Origin of the sequence: Streptomyces sp. NPDC001381 (assembly GCF_042895685.1) — a bacterium.
Classification (GTDB): Bacteria; Actinomycetota; Actinomycetes; order Streptomycetales; family Streptomycetaceae; genus Streptomyces.
Map to the genome: position 1 here is coordinate 281,291 of NZ_JBIAWO010000002.1, position 17,684 is coordinate 298,974.

At 70.0% G+C, this 17,684-nt stretch carries 11 protein-coding genes; 6 read left to right on the forward strand and 5 right to left on the reverse strand.

All coding sequences use genetic code 11. The features are described 5' to 3' along the window. Nucleotides 1-1,490: 1,490 nt before the first annotated feature. Nucleotides 1,491-4,853 (reverse strand): discoidin domain-containing protein, encoded by a 3,363-nt coding sequence (locus ACFY2L_RS08340; RefSeq protein ID WP_390821852.1) that lies wholly within the window; start codon nucleotides 4,851-4,853, stop codon nucleotides 1,491-1,493. Nucleotides 4,854-6,174: 1,321 nt separating this feature from the next. Between ACFY2L_RS08340 and ACFY2L_RS08345 the strand changes: the two genes are divergently transcribed. Beyond that, on the forward strand, nucleotides 6,175-6,426 hold the full coding sequence (locus ACFY2L_RS08345) for a hypothetical protein (protein WP_390821853.1): 252 nt from the start codon (nucleotides 6,175-6,177) through the stop codon (nucleotides 6,424-6,426). A gap of 59 nt (nucleotides 6,427-6,485) precedes the next feature. Here ACFY2L_RS08345 and ACFY2L_RS08350 read toward each other — a convergent pair whose 3' ends face one another. Further along, nucleotides 6,486-7,712: a cytochrome P450 gene (locus tag ACFY2L_RS08350; protein WP_390821854.1), complete on the reverse strand. Its 1,227-nt coding sequence runs from the start codon at nucleotides 7,710-7,712 to the stop codon at nucleotides 6,486-6,488. 706 nt (nucleotides 7,713-8,418) lie between these two features. Between ACFY2L_RS08350 and ACFY2L_RS08355 the strand changes: the two genes are divergently transcribed. From ACFY2L_RS08355 to ACFY2L_RS08370, 4 genes are all read left to right on the forward strand, one after another. Beyond that, nucleotides 8,419-9,900 carry an aldehyde dehydrogenase family protein gene (locus ACFY2L_RS08355; protein ID WP_390821855.1) on the forward strand — a complete coding sequence of 494 codons (1,482 nt, stop codon included), beginning with the start codon at nucleotides 8,419-8,421 and terminating at the stop codon, nucleotides 9,898-9,900. A 74-nt stretch (nucleotides 9,901-9,974) separates the two neighbouring features. After that, nucleotides 9,975-11,165 (forward strand): cytochrome P450, encoded by a 1,191-nt coding sequence (locus ACFY2L_RS08360; RefSeq protein ID WP_390821856.1) that lies wholly within the window; start codon nucleotides 9,975-9,977, stop codon nucleotides 11,163-11,165. 2 nt (nucleotides 11,166-11,167) lie between these two features. Further along, nucleotides 11,168-11,353: a ferredoxin gene (locus ACFY2L_RS08365; protein WP_390821857.1), complete on the forward strand. Its 186-nt coding sequence runs from the start codon at nucleotides 11,168-11,170 to the stop codon at nucleotides 11,351-11,353. Further along, nucleotides 11,350-12,450 carry an NAD(P)/FAD-dependent oxidoreductase gene (locus tag ACFY2L_RS08370; RefSeq protein WP_390821858.1) on the forward strand — a complete coding sequence of 367 codons (1,101 nt, stop codon included), beginning with the start codon at nucleotides 11,350-11,352 and terminating at the stop codon, nucleotides 12,448-12,450. The genes ACFY2L_RS08365 and ACFY2L_RS08370 overlap by 4 nt, the downstream gene beginning before the upstream one ends. 59 nt (nucleotides 12,451-12,509) lie before the next feature. Here ACFY2L_RS08370 and ACFY2L_RS08375 read toward each other — a convergent pair whose 3' ends face one another. The 3 genes from ACFY2L_RS08375 to ACFY2L_RS08385 form a co-directional block, all read right to left on the reverse strand. After that, nucleotides 12,510-13,250 (reverse strand): EthD domain-containing protein, encoded by a 741-nt coding sequence (locus tag ACFY2L_RS08375; RefSeq protein WP_390821859.1) that lies wholly within the window; start codon nucleotides 13,248-13,250, stop codon nucleotides 12,510-12,512. 84 nt (nucleotides 13,251-13,334) lie between these two features. After that, entirely contained in the window at nucleotides 13,335-14,612 is a 1,278-nt protein-coding gene (locus ACFY2L_RS08380; RefSeq protein ID WP_390821860.1) for an MFS transporter, read from the reverse strand. Nucleotides 14,613-14,996: 384 nt separating this feature from the next. Next, complete coding sequence (locus ACFY2L_RS08385; RefSeq protein WP_390821861.1) at nucleotides 14,997-15,950, reverse strand: LysR family transcriptional regulator; 954 nt, start codon at nucleotides 15,948-15,950, stop codon at nucleotides 14,997-14,999. 195 nt (nucleotides 15,951-16,145) lie between these two features. Here ACFY2L_RS08385 and ACFY2L_RS08390 point away from each other — a divergent pair, with 195 nt between their 5' ends. Further along, nucleotides 16,146-17,681 carry a carotenoid oxygenase family protein gene (locus ACFY2L_RS08390; RefSeq protein ID WP_390821862.1) on the forward strand — a complete coding sequence of 512 codons (1,536 nt, stop codon included), beginning with the start codon at nucleotides 16,146-16,148 and terminating at the stop codon, nucleotides 17,679-17,681. Nucleotides 17,682-17,684: the final 3 nt, after the last annotated feature.

Here is a 17,684-nt window from a genome sequence, read left to right on the forward strand (position 1 = left end):
GCCCAGCCCGCGGGCTCAGCGACCTGCCTCCGATCCTGCCGTGGTGGGGCGAGCGCCGCCGAGGATGACCTCACGCTGCGTATACGCGGTGGCCGACAGTGGGGAGTCGACGTGGCCACGGTGGGGAGCTGAAGCGGTCGCGAGCGGGGAAAGCCAACCGGCCGCTGACACACGTCTTCTGTGTCAGATCGGCACTGCCGCGCGGGGTGACAGACGCCCGTGCGCCCGCGGCGAACGGGGCAGTCTGGAAGCCCGCTTCAGGGGGCGACACGCCTCGGGACACTGGGGCACCGTGGAGGCGGCCGAGCAGGGCCGGTCGACGGGATTCACCTCGCGGTACGAGGCGTAGGGCATCCTGACGGGTGCCAGTGACGACATCGAGCTGGACCTGATCCGCGAGGGCGGCAACCGCGCCGTCGGCCTGGTCTTTCGTCGTGCGCGGAAGGAGCGCCCGAGCGTCAACAACGCGACCTGTCGAGCAAGTTGGGCACCCGGTGTTCGACCCGGTACGGCTCGGGGGCGAATTGTCGGGGGTGTCGTGGAACACGTCTCCCCGGGCCGCACCACCTCGCGGCGTACTGGGGCTCGAAGTTCGCGGACTACGCCACACAGAGACCAGACCCGTCATGGCCGGGAGGGCTCGACCTGGTACCTGGGCGACGGCGGCGGCAAGACCCCCGACTTCGGTGGGCCGGAGGACTCGCCCGGGATCGAGGTTGTCCTCGCGGGCGCGGAAGTCCTCCGGACCAGCCCGGCGCCGATGCCGCCGACGTTGGCGCCCGGCTGGATCACCTCCCGGACGACCTCGCCGCCGCCGTGATCGCCTCGACGAGACAAGTCCCTGGCCGCAGCCACAGACCACGTCTGGGCGGCAGTCTCGCGGACGGCAGCTTCGCCCGCGGCTTCGGCCACGGTCTGGGGGGTGACCGCCTCCGGCAGCGCGCACCGGTCCATGCCGACCAGCGCAGTTACGACGAGCTGGCCGCCGCCCATGCCGAAGCCCGGCATCCGCAGCCGCGCCCCGCCCGGCGCAGGCGTTGACTCGCCGCAGCCACGGGAGAAACGCGGCGCCGGAGTCCTGGACGCTGGTGCTGGAGCCCAGGCCGTTGCTCGGCGGGTGGCGGTGGACGGCGCCTTGAGCTGCGCTCATGTAATTCCCGTGCATGGCTAAGCAGTTGGGGGGATGTGCGGACTGTCGGATCTCGGGAAGCTTCAGGAACTGCGATGCGACCTGCACTGGAAGGTCGCCTGCGGGCTGGGCCTGCATGGCCTGGCGACCTGTCCCTGCGGGCCTGCTTCCGCTGCCTCGACCGCTCGGCCCGCCCAAGCGCGGTGCGGCAGGTGGGTGGAGGCCATCGGCTCCTGCGGGGTAGTGGGCGGCGGAGACCGCCGCTTGTCACCGCCTGGCCGTGTCGTCGCTCTCTCCGGATACCCGCGGCGGTGAGGTCGTGGTGAGGGACCAGCACCGCCGCCCGTTTCGGGATGGCCTGCTACTTGATGCTGATCTCGGCGAGTTGGAGGCGGTACTTGGTGGTCTCGTCCGAGGCGGGCCTGCCGAGCTTGGAGGCCTTCAGGCGTAGATAGCGGCCGGTGGCGGAAGTGAGGGTGTAGGTCTGAGCGGCTCCGCCCGGGTTGGGTTCGGCAGTGATGGTGCGGGCGGTGGTGTAGGTTCCGGATCCGTCGGGGCGAGTCTGGATGGTGAAGTCGACGGGGAAGCCCGCCGTGCCGCCGCCGGCTGCGCCGGTGTCCGTGCGGGGGTGGAGGGTGACGGAGCCGATGGCCCGGTCGGCGCCGAGGTCGATCTCGATCCACACCGGTGTGGCGCTGACGTCGGCGGAGGGGAAGTCGATGCTGGTGAAGCCCTTGGCACCGGTCACGCTGGTGGTGGTGCCGTCAAGGAGCCGGGTCTTGCCCCAGTCGCCGTTCTCCAGCGTGTAGTTGGCGGTGACGGCGGTCGCGGCGGTGGGGACGGTGAGTTCGGCGAGCTGGAGGCGGTACTTGGTGGTCTCGTCGACGGGAGGGGTACCGAGCTTGGTGGCTTGCAGGCGGACGTGGCGGGCGGTCGTGGTTTTGAAGCCGTACGTCTGCACGCGCCCGCCCGGGTTGGGTTCGGCGGTGATGGTGCGGACGGTGGTGTAGGTGCTCGACCCGTCGCGGCGGGTCTGGATCGTGAAGTCGGCCGGGAAGCCCGCTGTGCCGCCGCCGACCGCCGGGGTGTCGGTGCGGGGGAAGAGCCGTACGGCGTCGAGGTCGGTGTCGGCGCCGAGGTCGATCTCCACCCAGACGGGGTTCGCGCTGACGTCGGCGGAGGGGAAGTCGATGCTGGTGTAGCCCTTGGCACCGGTCACGCTGGTGAGCTTGCCGTCGGTGAGCCGGTTCTTGCCCCAGTCGCTGTTCTCCAGGCTGCTGTTGCTGGAGACCGGCCGGCCGAGGGCGAGGTTGTCCAGACGGCCGGCGCCGGTGACCGTGAACGTCCAGCTGCCCGGCTGGAGGGTGAAGTAGACGTACGAGGAGTCCTTGCTCGCGTAGCCGAGGCCCGGGACGCCGCCGGTGGAGGCGCCGCCCGTGAAGACGGTGGTTCCGTTGGCCTTGATCACCGGTGCGGAGCCGCCGTACGTCGGGACACCCACCCGCGCGGTCGTTCCACTCGGGGAGGTGAGGGTCAGGGTGACCTGGTCGCCGTCGCGTGTGATGCCGAAGCGGATGTCGCCCTTGACGGTCGGCGTGACCGTGTTGATCTTCGTGAGGGTGCCGGTCTGCGGGATGACGTCGTACGTCTCCCAGCCGGGCTTGGTGGGACGGACGCCGGCGGCGTAGGCGGACATGGTGTACAGGGGGCCGCCGTTCCAGGCGTGGTTGTCGGTGCCGCCCGACTTGTCCCATATCTCCCACAGGGTGTGGCAGGTGGGGTCGGCGACCTGGGCGGCGTAGCGGTTGCGCATCCGCTCCTCGGCGACGGTCGCCGCTCCCATGAGGTAGAGCGCTTCGAGGACGTAGAACTCCATGTAGGGGCTGGCGTTGAGGTGGGTGCGCAGCACCTCGGTGATCGCCCGGTGGCGGGAGGCGGGCGCGAGGCCGGCGACGACGGCGAGGCCGTTGGCGCGGTCATCGGTGTCGCCGGTGTAGCCGGGTGAGCGGTACTCGTTCCTGGAGGTGTCCCACAGAACGCGGTCGAAGTTGGCCTTGATGCTGTCGCGCTTGGCCTGCCAGGCGGCGACGTCGCCGCTGTTGCCGCTGAGGCCGGCGAGGGTGATGGCCGTGTCGAGGGCCAGGTAGTACCAGCTGTTGTCCAGGACGCGGGCGTCGATGTTGGTGCCCCAGTCCTCCCAGTCCCAGTCCCCGGCGCGGTGGCCGACCAGTCCGGCGGAGTCCAGGCTCCACAGGTCCAGGTACGCCTTCACCGCCGGGTAGGCGCCGGAGACGGCGTCGGAGTCGCCCGTGTAAAGGTGGTACGTGCCGAAGGCCCACACCGAGGCGAGCATCTGGACGGGCAGTTCAGCGGTCCAGATGGTCGACGGGATCGGGGAGTAGAGCACGCCGCCGGGCTTCTGCCAGGCGGTCAGCTGGGCGATGGCCTTGGCACCGAGGGCGTGGGAGCGGGTGTCGAAGGTGTAGAAGCCCTCTTTGAGCTGGTTGACCACGTCGCCCCACCACTGGGCGCGTTCGCGGGTGGGGCAGTCCATGTAGTTGTCGCGCATGTTGACGTACATCGTGCGCGCCGCCTTGCCCCACAGGGTGTCGAAGAAGGCCTCACTGCTGCTGAAGGAGCCGGCGAAGTCGGTGTCGTAGCCGGACTCCCGGTACTTCAGATCCAGAATGGTGACGCCCGTGGGGATCGTGTACCTCACCGCCGTGCCGCTCATCCAGGCCAGCGCCTCGAACTCCTGGACCCCGCCGGTGCAGACGTAGGTGGCGCGAATGTTGTTCTCGGCCCCGGGTGTGAGGCCGGTCAGGCCGTCGCCGTCGGCGTAGTGGTCGGTCTGCATGCCGATCACCGCGCCGGCCGGAGCGTCCACCTTCAGATACGGCGTGACCTGGAGGTTCGAGGGCAAGGTGGCCGTGATGGGGGTGGCGCCCTGTCCCGTGGACGGCAGCGACGACGCGTTGCCGTAGGACTTCAGGCCCGAGTACCGGAACTGCGGGACCGGCCGCCGGACGAGATCGTTCCAGGGCGCTGCACCGGCGGCTCCGAAGTCGGTGGGGGCACTCCACGCGCTGTCGTCGAAGCCGGCCGACTCCCAGGCGGTCATGGCGGTGGCGTTGCGGGCGTCGTAGTAGACGTTCGACTCGGGCAGGCGGAAGTTGACCTGGGTGCCGCTGGTGTTGTTGGAGTAGCCCGGGTGGACGGTGTGCTTCCAAGTGGTGTCGCTGACGACCCGGGTGGTGGTGGAACCGGTGGTGATGTCGGACTGGAACAGCAGACCGCCCTTGCCGCTGCTGCTGTGCGAGAACCCCTGCTTGCCGAAGTACCACACCAGCAACGCCACCGTGTTGCGGCCGCTCGTGAGGTACGGGGCGAGGTCGATCTCGTCGTGGTAGGTGCCGGTGCGGTTGGGGCCGCGCTTGAGCTGGCCGTCGAAGACGACGAGCGTGCCGTTGACCCACAGCCAGTACTTGGAGTCGGCCGCGATCTGCGTCACCGCCTTCGACGGCGCGGAGCCCAGGGTGAACGATCTGCGGAACGCCACCCACTGGTTCGCCGAGCTGGACGGAGCCCAGATCCACTTCGCGGTCCAGGAGACGGCGGCCGACGCCACGGGAGCGAGCCCCGGCAGCAACACCGAGCCGAGGGTGGGCGCGAGCGCCACGGCTATGGCCGAGCGCAGGACGGACCGGCGCGATACAGAGGACATGCGGGCTCCTACTGTGGATGTGCGGTGACGGCGGGGAGGGCAGGCGTCCTGGAGATCAGGCAGGGGAGAGGTCTGCGGGACGCGATGTTTGAATCGTTTCATTCACGTGTTTGCAGCGGGAATTCTTTGCCGCCGTGCGAGGAAGTGTCAAGCCCTGTGCGGCCGGTATCCGGCAGGAGAGCGGTCCTGCGGTGCCAGCGGCCGAGAAGAACGGGCTGAAGACTCGGTGTTCCGGCCCGACATCCGCCGCGGGCGGGTCTTCCTCGCCGGTGACGCCTGCTGCACGGCAGCGCTTCGTCGCTTCAGCACTTCGACCGTGCCGGCAGCGTCCACGGCAGCAACGGCGTCCGTATGGACCCGCCGGAAGGTCGGCGCCGGGTCGGCGCCGATGAAGCAGGGGGTCGCGGAGACGAGATGTCGCGGGTGAGGTGCCGGCCGTCGATGCCCGCGCTGCGGAGCACGAGCGTGGGCACCGCGATGCAGCTGTCGACGCCCTTGGCGCGGACCACCGCCGACGAAGTTCTGCCATACGGGAGTTGCTCTCAGCCCTCTCCGACCATTCCCGTCCCGCTCTTGCTGCGGACTCGGTCGGACCCTGCTGGACAAGCCATGAAACCGCGTCTGCTCAATGGCGTCCAGTGATGGCCGAGACGGTACCGGAGGAGCACGCGCTGCTCCCGTCGGCGCGGCTGCGCGGCGTCGGCGCGATCCGGAGCGAGAAATGATCACGAGCTGCTCGCAGACCGCCGCCACGTCGCGCCGGAACCACAGGGCCGATGGCGCCGCGATCGGCGCGGGCCTTGCCGGGCGCCGGCCGCGCAGGGCGGCGTGGCGGCGTGCTGGGCCGGTCTCCGTGGTGAGAACGTCCACGCGCATGAGGGCAGGGCCAAGCGGTTCTCCGGTGGATCCCACCGGTCCTGATCGACCTCTGGTACGTGTGGGTGCTCGGCGGCGAGACGCAGCCGGGTACGACGAAGCGCGGCATCCGGCTTCACCGGGGGACGCGGGAGAGCCGGCTCGTCGGCGGTCTCGGCTGATCGCGCAGTGGCCGGTCGTGGAACTCGACGGCTGCGTCCCCCTCACGGCGCCGGCACGAGGGATCGGTCAGGACTCCGCCGCGGCACAGTCATCGCTGACGCGGGCGACCAACGGGCCGACCGGATGGTCGTCGCTGAACCGCCGCTGCCGGGGTCACGGATCATGAAGGACCCACAGCTGCCGCGGCGTACACACCGCGGGCGGAGGCGGCTCGCACGAGTCGGCCGGCGGTCGCTTGCGGCCCTCCCGGGAGCTCTTCCGAGCCGTCATCGAGCGGCAAACCGTGCTGGAGCAGCCCGCGTCGTATCAGCTGCCGGCCGAACTGACCTTGTTCGCTCTGCGCACCCCCCGCCTGTACGAGTCTCCGCACAGCCACCACAGTGGGATCTCGGCGGTGACGACCGAGCCGATCACCGAAGCCGCCGAACGGACCGGCCATGAACTCGTACAACCCACCGAAACGACGCTCGGTTCCTCCTGGCGGGCTTCGATATCCGCCGTCTGGGCATGGCATGAGGCTGCGTCAGGGCAGTGACCGAAGAGAAAGCTGTCCGCCCAATGGAGTCCCGGACGGGGTTCGTTCCCCTGGCCCGCTCAGGTGACAATCCGGCAGGGAAGCTTGCGCAGCCCGTGCAGGGTGTTGTTGACGATGAACTCGGGCTTGCCGATCTCGAACCGGCGCACCCGTGCCAGCAGTGCTGTGAGGAGGGCGTGCGCCTCCAGCTTGGCCAGGTTCTGGCCGACACAGGCGTGGATGCCGACGCCGAAGGTCAGGTGATCGGCGGGCTTCCGCGTGATGTCGAAGCGCTCCGGGTCGCCCCACTTGCGTTCGTCGCGGTTGGCGGAGGCGTACATGACGGCGACACGATCGCCCGCGGGGATGGTGACGCCGTCGCACTCCCAAGCCCTGGTGGTCACCCTGCTGAATACGGTGACCGGAGACGCGATGCGCAGAACCTCGAGGTAGGCGGCGGGCACCAAGGACGGGTCGGCCCGCAGCGCGTCCCACTGGTCGGGGTGCTCGGCGAACAGCCGGACGGCGGCCGCCAAGGAGAGGATCGTGGTGTCCATGCCCGTGGCGAGGAACGCCATCATGAGGGTGATCGCGGCGGCCTCGTCGATCTCGCCCGAGTCGACCGCCTCCCAGACGCGGGCGCCGAGACCGCCTTCGGCAAGCCGGTCCCTGGCGGCGGTGGTGGTGACGTAGTGCAGCAGAGCCTGCTGCTGTCGCATCGCGGCAGGTGTCCGCTCCCCCAAGGGACCCAGACCCTCAAAGGTGGAGGCGCCGAACTCAAGGAGCTGGTCGCGGCCTTCCTCGGGAAGACCGATGAGATCGGCGACGAACCTCGGAGTGAATGCCTCTGCGAGGTCGGACACCGCGTCGAACTCCGCACCGGCCGCCAGGCGGTCGACGATCTCTTCCGCCGCAGCGTTCACCGAGGGACCGAGGTCCCGCAGCGCCCGGGGCATCAGCATGCGGGAGAGGATGACGCGCAGGGTGGTGTGGTGAGGCGGGTCGGATGCCAGCACGCCGCCGGCCATGAGCTCGTTCATCCCGGCCGCGAAGCCCACTCCGGACGCGGAGCTGAACGTCTCGTGATCACGCAACGCGGCACTGACCTGCTCGTAGCGCGGCAACGCCCACGCGTCGAACCGGCTGAGCCGGACCACCGGTCCCGCATCCCGTAGGCGCGCATACACCGGATAGGGATCGAGGAGTGTGTCCGTGGCGAAAAGGTCGACGTCGCTTGAGGGCAGGGTCGTGGAGGACATCATTGGCTCCAAGGTCGAGGCCGCCGGGTCAGCCGGCGCGGCTGTCACGGTGCGCATCCGCTGTGAGTGCCGTGCTGTGTCGAGAAGTCCGCGTCATCCTGGGTTCGTGCGGTCAACCGTCCCGTCGTCGCACCGGCCGCTCCCGTCGGCCTGGCGGCAGGAAAAAAACCGGCCGATTCGCCCATGACGCTCGCTGTTCCCTCGATGATGCCCATCGGCACGGGCCGGGGTCCAACACCGGATGGCGCACGCAATGATCGAAGAATTCGATTCGCCTACGTCGCCTGGCACGGACTCCGCGGCATGAGGGTGCCTCCTTCCGGACGATCGGGCACGGTGAGAACGCGGGACGCACCAGTGCTGATCAATCGTCATCTTCGATGGCTGTGTGCCGGCATCCGTGTTGGACTTCATGGCCCGCTGAGCAGCATCATCAGCGAGGGACAGCAACAACGGGCAGTCGGCCCGCAGGATCCGAAGAGAACGGCATCCACCTCATTCCGTAGGGAATCGAGCCCTGCTGCTCCAAGACGGGCGAGGGCATCGACCGCTCCGGCGGCCCCGGCCCGGCAGTCTCTCACCATCCACGACACAGGCATCGGCGCGGCCCGAGAGCTCCGCGCGGATGGCGTCGCCACCAACACCTGGCCCGGCCCTGTCGTGCCGACGGTCTCCCGTGGGCGCGGAGACCGACCTCGTGGACCGACGAACCCCGCATCGTGCCCGCGCAGCGACCTTCAAAGGAGCCGCCCACATGGTCATCACCCGTGAACTGCTGATCGACGGCAAAGAGAAGGGTGCGCAATCCGGGCGCACCACCCCCGTCATCAATCCCTCCATCGGACAGATGTACGCCACCGTGGCCGCCGCCGGCGTCGAGGACGTCAGCAGCGCCGTCGACGCCGCCCAAGCCGCGTTCGAGGACTGGGCGAGGCTGGACCCGTTCACCCGCCGGGCGATCTTCGTCAAGGCCGCCGACCTGATGGAGGAGCGGCGCGAGCACGTCGTGGACGTGATGGCCGGTGAGGTGGGCTCGACCCGGTCGTGGGCCTCGTTCAACGTGACACTGGCCGCCGAGATGCTACGCGAGGCAGCCGCTCTGATCACCGCCCCGCGGGGCGAAGTGCTCACCACCCAGCACGACGGCGCCCTGAGCCTCGCGGTGCGCGAACCCTTGGGCGTGGTAGCCGCGTTCTCCCCGTGGAACGCCCCCGTCATTCTCGGGACCCGGGCGGTTGCCGCCGCTCTTGCCGCCGGTAACACGGTCGTGTTGAAACCGAGCGAAGTGGCTCCTCTGTCCGCCGGACTTCTCATCGGGGAACTGCTGCGTGATGCCGGACTGCCCGACGGGGTCCTCAACGTGATCACGAACGACCCCGCCGACGCTCCGCACATCGCCGAAGCCCTCATCGCCCACACGGCGGTACACGCGGTGAACTTCACCGGCTCGACGCATGTAGGCCGGATCATCGGCGAGCAGGCCGCTCGCCATCTCAAGCCCGCGCTCCTGGAACTGGGCGGCAAGAACGCGGTCATCGTCCTCGACGACGCCGACGTCGACTACGCGGTCGACGCCGCCGCCTTCGCGGCGTTCATGAACTCCGGACAGATCTGCATGTCCGCCGACCGGATCCTCGTACACGAGTCGCTCGCTGAGGAGTTCATCGCCAAGTTCACGGCCAAGGTCGCCGCACTGCCCTCCGGCGATCCCACCGACCCGGCTACGGTGATCGGCCCGCTGGTCAACACGGACCCCGACAAGCGGTGCGGGCTTTTCGCGGCCCGCCGGATCGCCGCCCTGGTCGAGGACGCGGTCGCCAAGGGCGCCACCGTACTCGTCAGCGGCGAGATCGAGGACGCCTCTCACCCGGCGACCGTCCTCACCGCGGTCCCCGCCCACGCCGACCTGCACGGCGCGGAGACGTTCGGGCCGGTCTGCGCCGTCGACACCTTCGCCACCGACGACGAGGCCGTCGCGATGGCCAACGACACCGACCAGGGGCTGACCGCCGGGATCATCACCGAGAACGGCACGCACGGGCTCCGGGTGGCCCGAAGGCTGCGGACCGGCATGGTCCACATCAACGACCAGTCCGTCGCCGATGATCCCCAGGCGCCGTTCGGTGGTGTCAAGTCCTCCGGCTATGGCCGTTTCGGAGGCCGCTGGGGCATCGAGGCCTTCAGCAACACCCGTTGGATCACCCTGGCCACCCAGCACGCCTCCTATCCCTTCTGAAGGTCTGGCGACGCGCCGGCCCGGGGGCGGGCCCCGGGCCGGCGCGTTGACCACACAGCGGACAGGAACCAAGGATGATTTCGACCAGCACACCCGTCTCCGACGTGGACATCTTCGATGACGAGGTGCTCAACGACCCGTACCCCGCCTACGAGGTCCTGCGCGGTCTCGGGGCGGCGGTCTACTTGTCGCGCCACGGCTGCTGGGTGCTGCCGAGGTATGCGCAGGTGCGCTCGGCGCTGGGCGACCACCGGCGGTTCTCCTCGGTCGACAGTGTCGGCCTCGAACCGGCACTGAACGAGCGGCGCCGCGGTGGGGTCCTCGCCTCGGACCCGCCGGAGCACGAGGTGTTGCGCGGTGTCCTGTCCGAGAGCCTGGCGCCGCGCGCCCTCGCCGAGCTGCGGACGGACATCGGCCGCCGGGCCGAGGAGCTCGTCGCCCCACTCGTGGAGCGCGAAACCTTCGACGTGGTCCAGGACTTGGCCCGGGTTTTCCCCGTGAGCGTCGTCGCCGACCTGATCGGGATGCCCTTGGCGGCGCGGGAGGAGGTTCTGCGGTTCGCCGACGCCTTCTTCAACACCTTCGGCCCGCTCAACGACCGCACCAGACAGTCCCTGCCGGTCGCCGAGACGCTGTTCGACGAACTCGCCGCGATGATGAGCCGCGACAACCTCGAACCGGGCGGCTGGGGCGAGGCCGTCCACCGCGCCGCCGACCGAGGGGTGATCGGCGTGCATCAGGTCGTACCGCTGCTGCGGGCGTACCTCGTGGCGAGCATGGACACCACGATCAACGCGATCGGCAGCGGTCTGTGGCTGCTCGCGGAGAGGCCCGAGGCCTGGCGGGCGCTGCGGGAGGACCGGAGCCTCGTGCCGTTGGTGTTCGAAGAGATCCTGCGCTACGAATCGCCCGTGCAGATGTTCTTCCGCAGGACCACCTGCCCCGTCGCGTACGAGGACGTGGTGATCCCGGAGCAGGCACAGGTGAGCCTGTTGTTCGGATCGGCGAACCGGGATCCCCGTAAGTGGATCGATCCCGATCGCTTCCGGGTCGACCGAGCGCCGATGGACCACGTCGGCTTCGGATACGGCGTCCACGGTTGCGCCGGCCAGGGGCTGGCGCGCATCGAGGCGCAGGCGGTCTTCGCCGCCCTGCTTGATCGTGTCGACCGCATAGAACTCGCCGGCCCGCCGCGCCGGCACCTGAACAACGTGATCCGTGGGCTGGACAGCCTGCCGGTCACCGTGACCACCGGAAGGTTGTGACCGTGAGCATCGAACTCGTTCCTGGCCGTTGTGAGGGGCACGCTGTGTGCGAGGCCATCGCACCGGAGGTGTTCCGGGTGGACGACGACGGAATGGTGCAGTTGGTCCCCGGCGGTGACCAGGACGACGCGACCGCCCTCGCGGCGGTGCGTTCCTGCCCTGTCGCGGCCTTGCGGGCGACGTCATGAAGCGCATCGTCGTCGTGGGTGGCTCGATTGCGGCGGTGACCGCCGCGAGCTGGCTGCGCGTGCGGGGCTTCGACGGGACGGTCACGCTCCTGAGCGCGGAGACGGAGCAGCCCTACACCAGGGTTCCCCTGTCCAAGACCGTACTGTCCGGCGAGGCGACGGACGCCTCCACCGCCCTGCCGCCCCTCGACGACAGCGTCGTCGTGCGGCTCGGGGCCCGGGCCGTCTCGCTGGACACCAGGGCACGCCGGGTGATCCTCGAGAGCGGCGAGCCGGTGCCCTACGACGGTCTGGTGATCGCCACAGGGGGGCGGGCCCGGCGGCTGAGCCCTCCCGGCATGTCGGGAGAGCGGGTGCTGCGCACGCTCGCCGACTGCGCGGCGCTGCGCGAGGACCTGACCCGCGCTCGCAGCGTCCTGGTCGTCGGAGCGGGGCTGCTGGGCATGGAGATCGCATCGACGTGCCGCACCCTCGGCCTGCAGGTCACGGTGGTCGACCGGGATCCGCCCCTGCGCCGGGTGCTCGGGCCGGTGCTCGCCGAGGTGATCGCGACTGCCGCGCGTGAGTACGGAGTGGTGCTCAGGACGGTGCCCGGCGGCGTCCGGCTGGTCGGATCCGACATGCTGGAGGGCGTCGACGCCGACGGTGACGTTCTCACAGCCGACGTGATCGTGTCGGCGGTCGGGGACGTACCCGCTGTCGACTGGCTCACCGGTTCCGGCCTGACGCTCGACGGCGGTGTGGTCACCGACTCCCGCGGCCGCGTCGCGGACGGCATCGTCGCGGCGGGGGACGCGGCGGTGGTCCGTGGGGCCTGCCGCCGTCCGCACTGGACCAACGCGGTGGAACAGGCGCGGGTGGCGGCGGCCGCGCTGCTGGGGGAGGACGTGGTCGGGGCCGTGCTTCCCCCATACTTCTGGACCAACCAGTTCGGCGTCGAGGTGAAGATCGCAGGGGAGCCGGCCGGACTCGGTGAACCGGATCTGGTCGATGTCGACGGCAGCTCGATGCTTCTGCGCTGGTCGGGGGGCGCGGCGGCGACGGTGAACCACACGATGCCGGTCCGCAAGCTCCGGCGGCTGGCCTCCGCCCCGTGACGTGACCCCCTGTGCAGCTGGCCTCCGCCCCGTCACGGGGCGGAGGCCAGCTGCACGGTTCAGAAGATGGTCACCTCGCGGCTGTACAGGACGAACGAGCGGGAGGGGTCGTAGAAACCGCCGGTTTCGTCGGACCGCTCTCGCAGCGCGCGCTCGTACGAGGGGAAGTGCGTCAGAGCCTCGTCCTCGGAGTCGTAGTACAGAGCGGTGACTCCCGCGTAGGGGGGCTCGTCCTCGGCGCCGAAATGGCGCAACGCCCGCTCGTCTCCCGGCACCTGACGGTGCTGGGCACATCCGCGCACCGCCTTGGCCGGGGAGTTCCCTTCGGCGAGTACCTGCTCATGGGCGGCCCGCCACCGGCCGACGACGTCGTCCCGGCTCAGTCCCTGCGCTGCGTGGACGAAGTGGAGCACCTTCACGGGAGCCGCGTCCCCGTCGGACGCCGGTGGCGGCACCAGCACCTCGGTGCGCGTCAGCAGGGCCAGGGCACTTGGCAGGTCGCTGAACCGGGCGCCGTCGGGAGCGATGACCTCACGCACGTACGGGTCGGACATCGTGGCGGCCAGTGCCTCCATGTCGTCGAACCGCAGCTCGGTGACGGAGTCCCGGCCGAACTCGGTCAGGTGGGCCGAGTCCCCCTCGGTCCCGAAGGACGCGTCGAACACGTGGTTTTGGACGTAACGCCGGATGCGGAGAGGGTTCGCGGCGGACAGGGGCCCGTGCACGTGGTGAAGGTGGTGCAGGAACGCCCGGTGTGTCATGCCCGGCCTGCGGCGGGCGGCGGCGATCAGGGTCAGCATCGTTCTCCGTTCGAACGTTCGGAAGGAGCGGATGTCGGCACCGCCGGCGAGGGGAGGCCTGCGGTACCGACCTGGACGGGCTGGTCAGCCGGCCATCTGCCGCATCGGCTCGGTGACCGCCGCCGTCCGGATCCGGGCGGCGAGGCCGAGCGCGGCGGCGGCCGCGGCGAGGGCGAGTACTCCCATCGCGTTCGACAGAGCGCCGACGGCGGAGGTGAGGGCGAGGGCCACGAGCGGGCAGAGGAACTGGCCGAGGAAGAAGGATCCCGTCCACAGGCCGGTGCCGCGGCCACGGTCGGCGTAGTGGAGCTTGGACATGGCGAGAGTGAGCAGACTCGGCAGCATGATGCCGCCACCGAGGCAGTTGACGACGGCACCGAGGGTCAGCACGACGGGATTGGGGGCGAGCCAGACCACCGCGAAGCCGAGGGCGCACAGACCGAAGGCGGTGGGCAGCCAGGCTTGCGGGCTGCGGCCGGCCTTGGCGAAGACGACGGAGCCGACCACGATCGCGGCACTGGTGAGGGCGGTGGCCAGTCCGATCACGCCGGAGTTGCTCACGCCCATGTCGTCCAGGAGGAACGCCATCTCCACCTGGAGGGTGTAGAAGAAGACGGCACCGAAGACGGTCAGCGCGCATGTGCCCGCCAGCGGTCGCCAGGGGAAGGGCCGCCTGGCCATCGGCTCCGAGACGGTGGGGGAGGAGGCGTCGGCGCGGTCGTCGCGCCGGGGCCGGGGCAGGAAGGCGGCCATGGCGGGGACGAGGAGCAGGCTCACGGCGTAGGCCCAGAACGGGGCGCGCCAGCCGGCCGATCCGGCCGCGCCGCCCAGGACGAAGAAGGCCGTTGCGGAGATCGCGGCGCACATCGTCTGCATCGCGAGGTAGCGGTCGCGTTGCCGGCCGGAGTAGTAGTCGCCGGTCAGTGTGGTGCAGCAGGTCATGATGGCGGCTTCGGCGACGCCGACGAGGGCGCGGCTGGCGACGATGGCGCCGAGGGAGTCCAGCCACAGGGGCGCGGTGCCGAGGAAGGCGTACACCACGGTGGCGGTGACGAGGAGGCCTTTGCGGCCGAGCCGGTCGACGAGGACGCCGGCGAAGGGGGCCAGCAGGGCCAGCGACAGGGCGGGGATCGTCAGGGCCATGGGGACGAGCACGTCGACGCCCCGGACGTCGGCGAAGTGGTCGTGCATCTGCGGCAGGACGGGGGCGATGAGCACGGCCCCCAGGATGGGCAGACATGCGCCGGCCATGAGCAGCGTGAGGCGAAGCCGGTGTCCGGGACCGGACACGACCTGTTCGGACGGGACGTCCGCGTCCGCCGTGGACGGCGGGGGCGGGAGCGGGGGCACGGGTGCAGGCATGCGGGATCTCCACGTGGCGTGTCGGGAGGGGGCGGGATGGTTCGGCCGTGGTGGCCGGGCCGCCCGGTACCCGGGAGCAGGCTCGCGACAGCGGCGCCCATGACCGCCGGACGTCGCGGCGGGCCGGCCCGCCGCGACGTCCGGCGTGGTCCCGGCAGCGGCTGACGGTGCGGCTCGGACGTCGGGTTGAGACGACTATCGGGCAACGGGCAGGGCCTGCCTAGCCCCCGTCCGATCGAGATCGGTGATGCGGATCATCCGATTCCTGGATGCCGGGCACGCAACGGGTGTCGAGGACTGCCGTCGTCGTGCGGACGAGCGGTCACCGCCGGCTACGGCACACTGCCGCCGGGGGCACCGTCCGACAGCCCGGACAGCAGCCCGTCACCGCTCGCCGGACACGGCCGAACCCGGCACCTCCTCCAACCCAGGTGCTCCCGGCCCGGGCAGGCGGGTGAGCGCGAGACGCAGGAACGCCTGCGCGGCCGGTGAGGCCGGAGCAGGGTCGCGATGAGCGAGGGCCAGCGGCTGGAGCGCCTGCGGGTCGTCGAGGCGCAGGACGCAGTCGGCGTGGTCGCCCGGGATGATCGCGTCGGCCACCGGTCGGGGCACGAGGGTCACCCCGATGCCCTCCAACGCCAGTGAGGCGAGGTCTCCCGCGCTGCGCAACGCGCAGACACTCCGGCGGCGGGCGCGCGCCCGGTCGAACGCGGCGTCCACCTGCATGCGCAGTCCGGTGTCCGGACTGCATTCGAGGAAGCGCTCGTCGGCCAGTTCGCCCAGATCCACGACGCCGGTTCCGCGCAGCCGGTGCCTGCGGCCCACGACGGCCACGAGCGGTGCCAGACGCAGCAGGTGGTACGCGATGCCCTGGGGCAGCTGGTGTTCGTGCAGGGCGATCACGGCGACTTCGAGTTCACCGGTCAGGAGCTGCGTGGTGGCTTCCACACCGTCCGCGTCGGAGAGGATCACCTCAACCGCGGGGTATGCCTCCTGATATTCCCGCAGCAGGCCGAGATGGTCGATCTTCCCGGCCGTGAGCGTCAGCGAACCGATGCGCAACCGTCCTCGCACAGGCCCGTCGAGCGAGGCGACCTCGGCCTGCATCTCCTGGACCGCCTGGAGCACCCGCCGCGCGCAGGCGACGAAGGTCTGGCCGGCCTGGGTCACCCGGACGCTGCGGCTCGTCCGCTCGAAAAGCCGGGCACCGACCTCCCGTTCGAGCTGGGTGATCTGGTGGCTGAGCCCGGACTGCCCGATGCGGCAGCGCGCCGCGGCCCGGGTGAAGTTGAGCTCGTCGGCGATGGCCACCGCGTACTCCATCTGCCGCAGATCCATCGCATTCTCCGATCATTTCGTGCGTGTTTCAGTGTTGGACGCCGAAGACGTCCCGAGTACATGATGACCAGAACCAGCTGATCGGCTCGGTTTCATCGGATTCCACTGCGCCCCTTCTCGCAACAGAGTGCTGCCGGCTGAACGGAATCAATCACATTCTCCGCTTGATCCGACCTTGCCACAGGGGAGAGAGCCATGACCACTGCAACGACGCAGGCCGACGGGACACCCGGGCAGCAGCCCGTGGGCACCCAGCCGCCTCCCGAGACCATGCGGTTCCCGGACACGCCGAAGTTCCGCGGGTTCTTCGCCCCGTCGCGGATCGAGGCGGACGTCTACGACCTGGAGGTCGAGGGCAGCATCCCGCCCGAGCTGTCCGGAGCCTTCTACCGCGCCGCCGCGGACACCCAGTACCCGCCGCGGTTCCCGAACGACGTGTACATCAACGGCGACGGCATGATCCACATGGTGCGGTTCGACAACGGCCACGCGGATCTGAAGACGCGCTATGTCCGCACCCAGCGCTTCCAGCTCGAACGCCAGGCCCGCCAGGCCCTGTTCGGCGCCTACCGCAACCCCCGCACCGACGATCCGTCGGTGGCCGGTGTCGACGACGGCAACGCCAACACCTCGATCATCTGGCACGCGGGCAAGCTGCTCGCGCTCAAGGAGGCGGCGCTCCCGTACGAGCTGGATCCGGCGACGCTGGAGACCAAGGGCGTCTACGACTTCTCCGGCCAGATCCCGGGCCGTACCTTCACCGCGCACCCCAAGCACGACCCGCGCACCGGCGAGCTGATCGCCTTCGCGTACAACGCCAGCGGTCTGCCGGACAAGCAGATCCACATCTACGAGATCTCCGCGGACGGCAAGGTCACCCGTTCCCAGACCTTCGAGGTCCCGTACTCGTCGATGGTGCACGACTGGCTGGTCACCCGGGACCACTTCGTCTTCACGATTTCGCCCATGGTCGCCGACCCGGAGCAGATGAAGACCGAGGAACAGTACTTCGTCTGGGACCCGAACCAGGGGACCTACGTCGCGATCATCCCGCGTGACCAGGGGGTGAGCGGCATCAAGTGGTTCCGCAGCGAGCAGCTCATGGAGACCCACTCCCTGAACGCATGGACGGACGGCGACACCCTGGTCGGCGACCACTTCACCACCGAGTCCGGCTGGTTCTCCCAGTTCCCGAAGACGACCGTCGGCCTGCTGCCCGAACTGCCGCCGTTCCTGCACCGCTGGACGTTCGACCTCACCCAGGGCGCCGCCCACTGGGACGACGCCACCGACACCTACCACAGCGAACAGCTTCTTTCCTCGCCCGGCGACATGCCCCGGGTCGACCCCCGCGTACTGATGGAGAAGAACCGTCATGCCTGGGTCGGCGGCTTCCACCCCGACCTGCCAAAGGGCGAGATCGGCCCGATGGGCCCGCCCTTCAACTCCCTGATCCACCGCGACGACCTCACCGGTGAGAGCGCCTTCTGGAGCCCCGGCGAGCACGGAGCCCCCGAGGAGCCGGTGTTCGTACCGAAGTCGGCGGACGCCGACGAGGGCGAGGGCTATCTGCTGGCGCTGGTCGGCCGGCGCGACCAGATGCGGCACGACCTGGTCGTCCTGGACGCCCTCGACATCGCCGCCGGCCCGATCGCCACCGTGAAGATCCCCTTCCGGCTCCGGTACGGCTTCCACGGCACCTGGGTGCCCGCCAGCGAACTGGGAAGGTGAGCA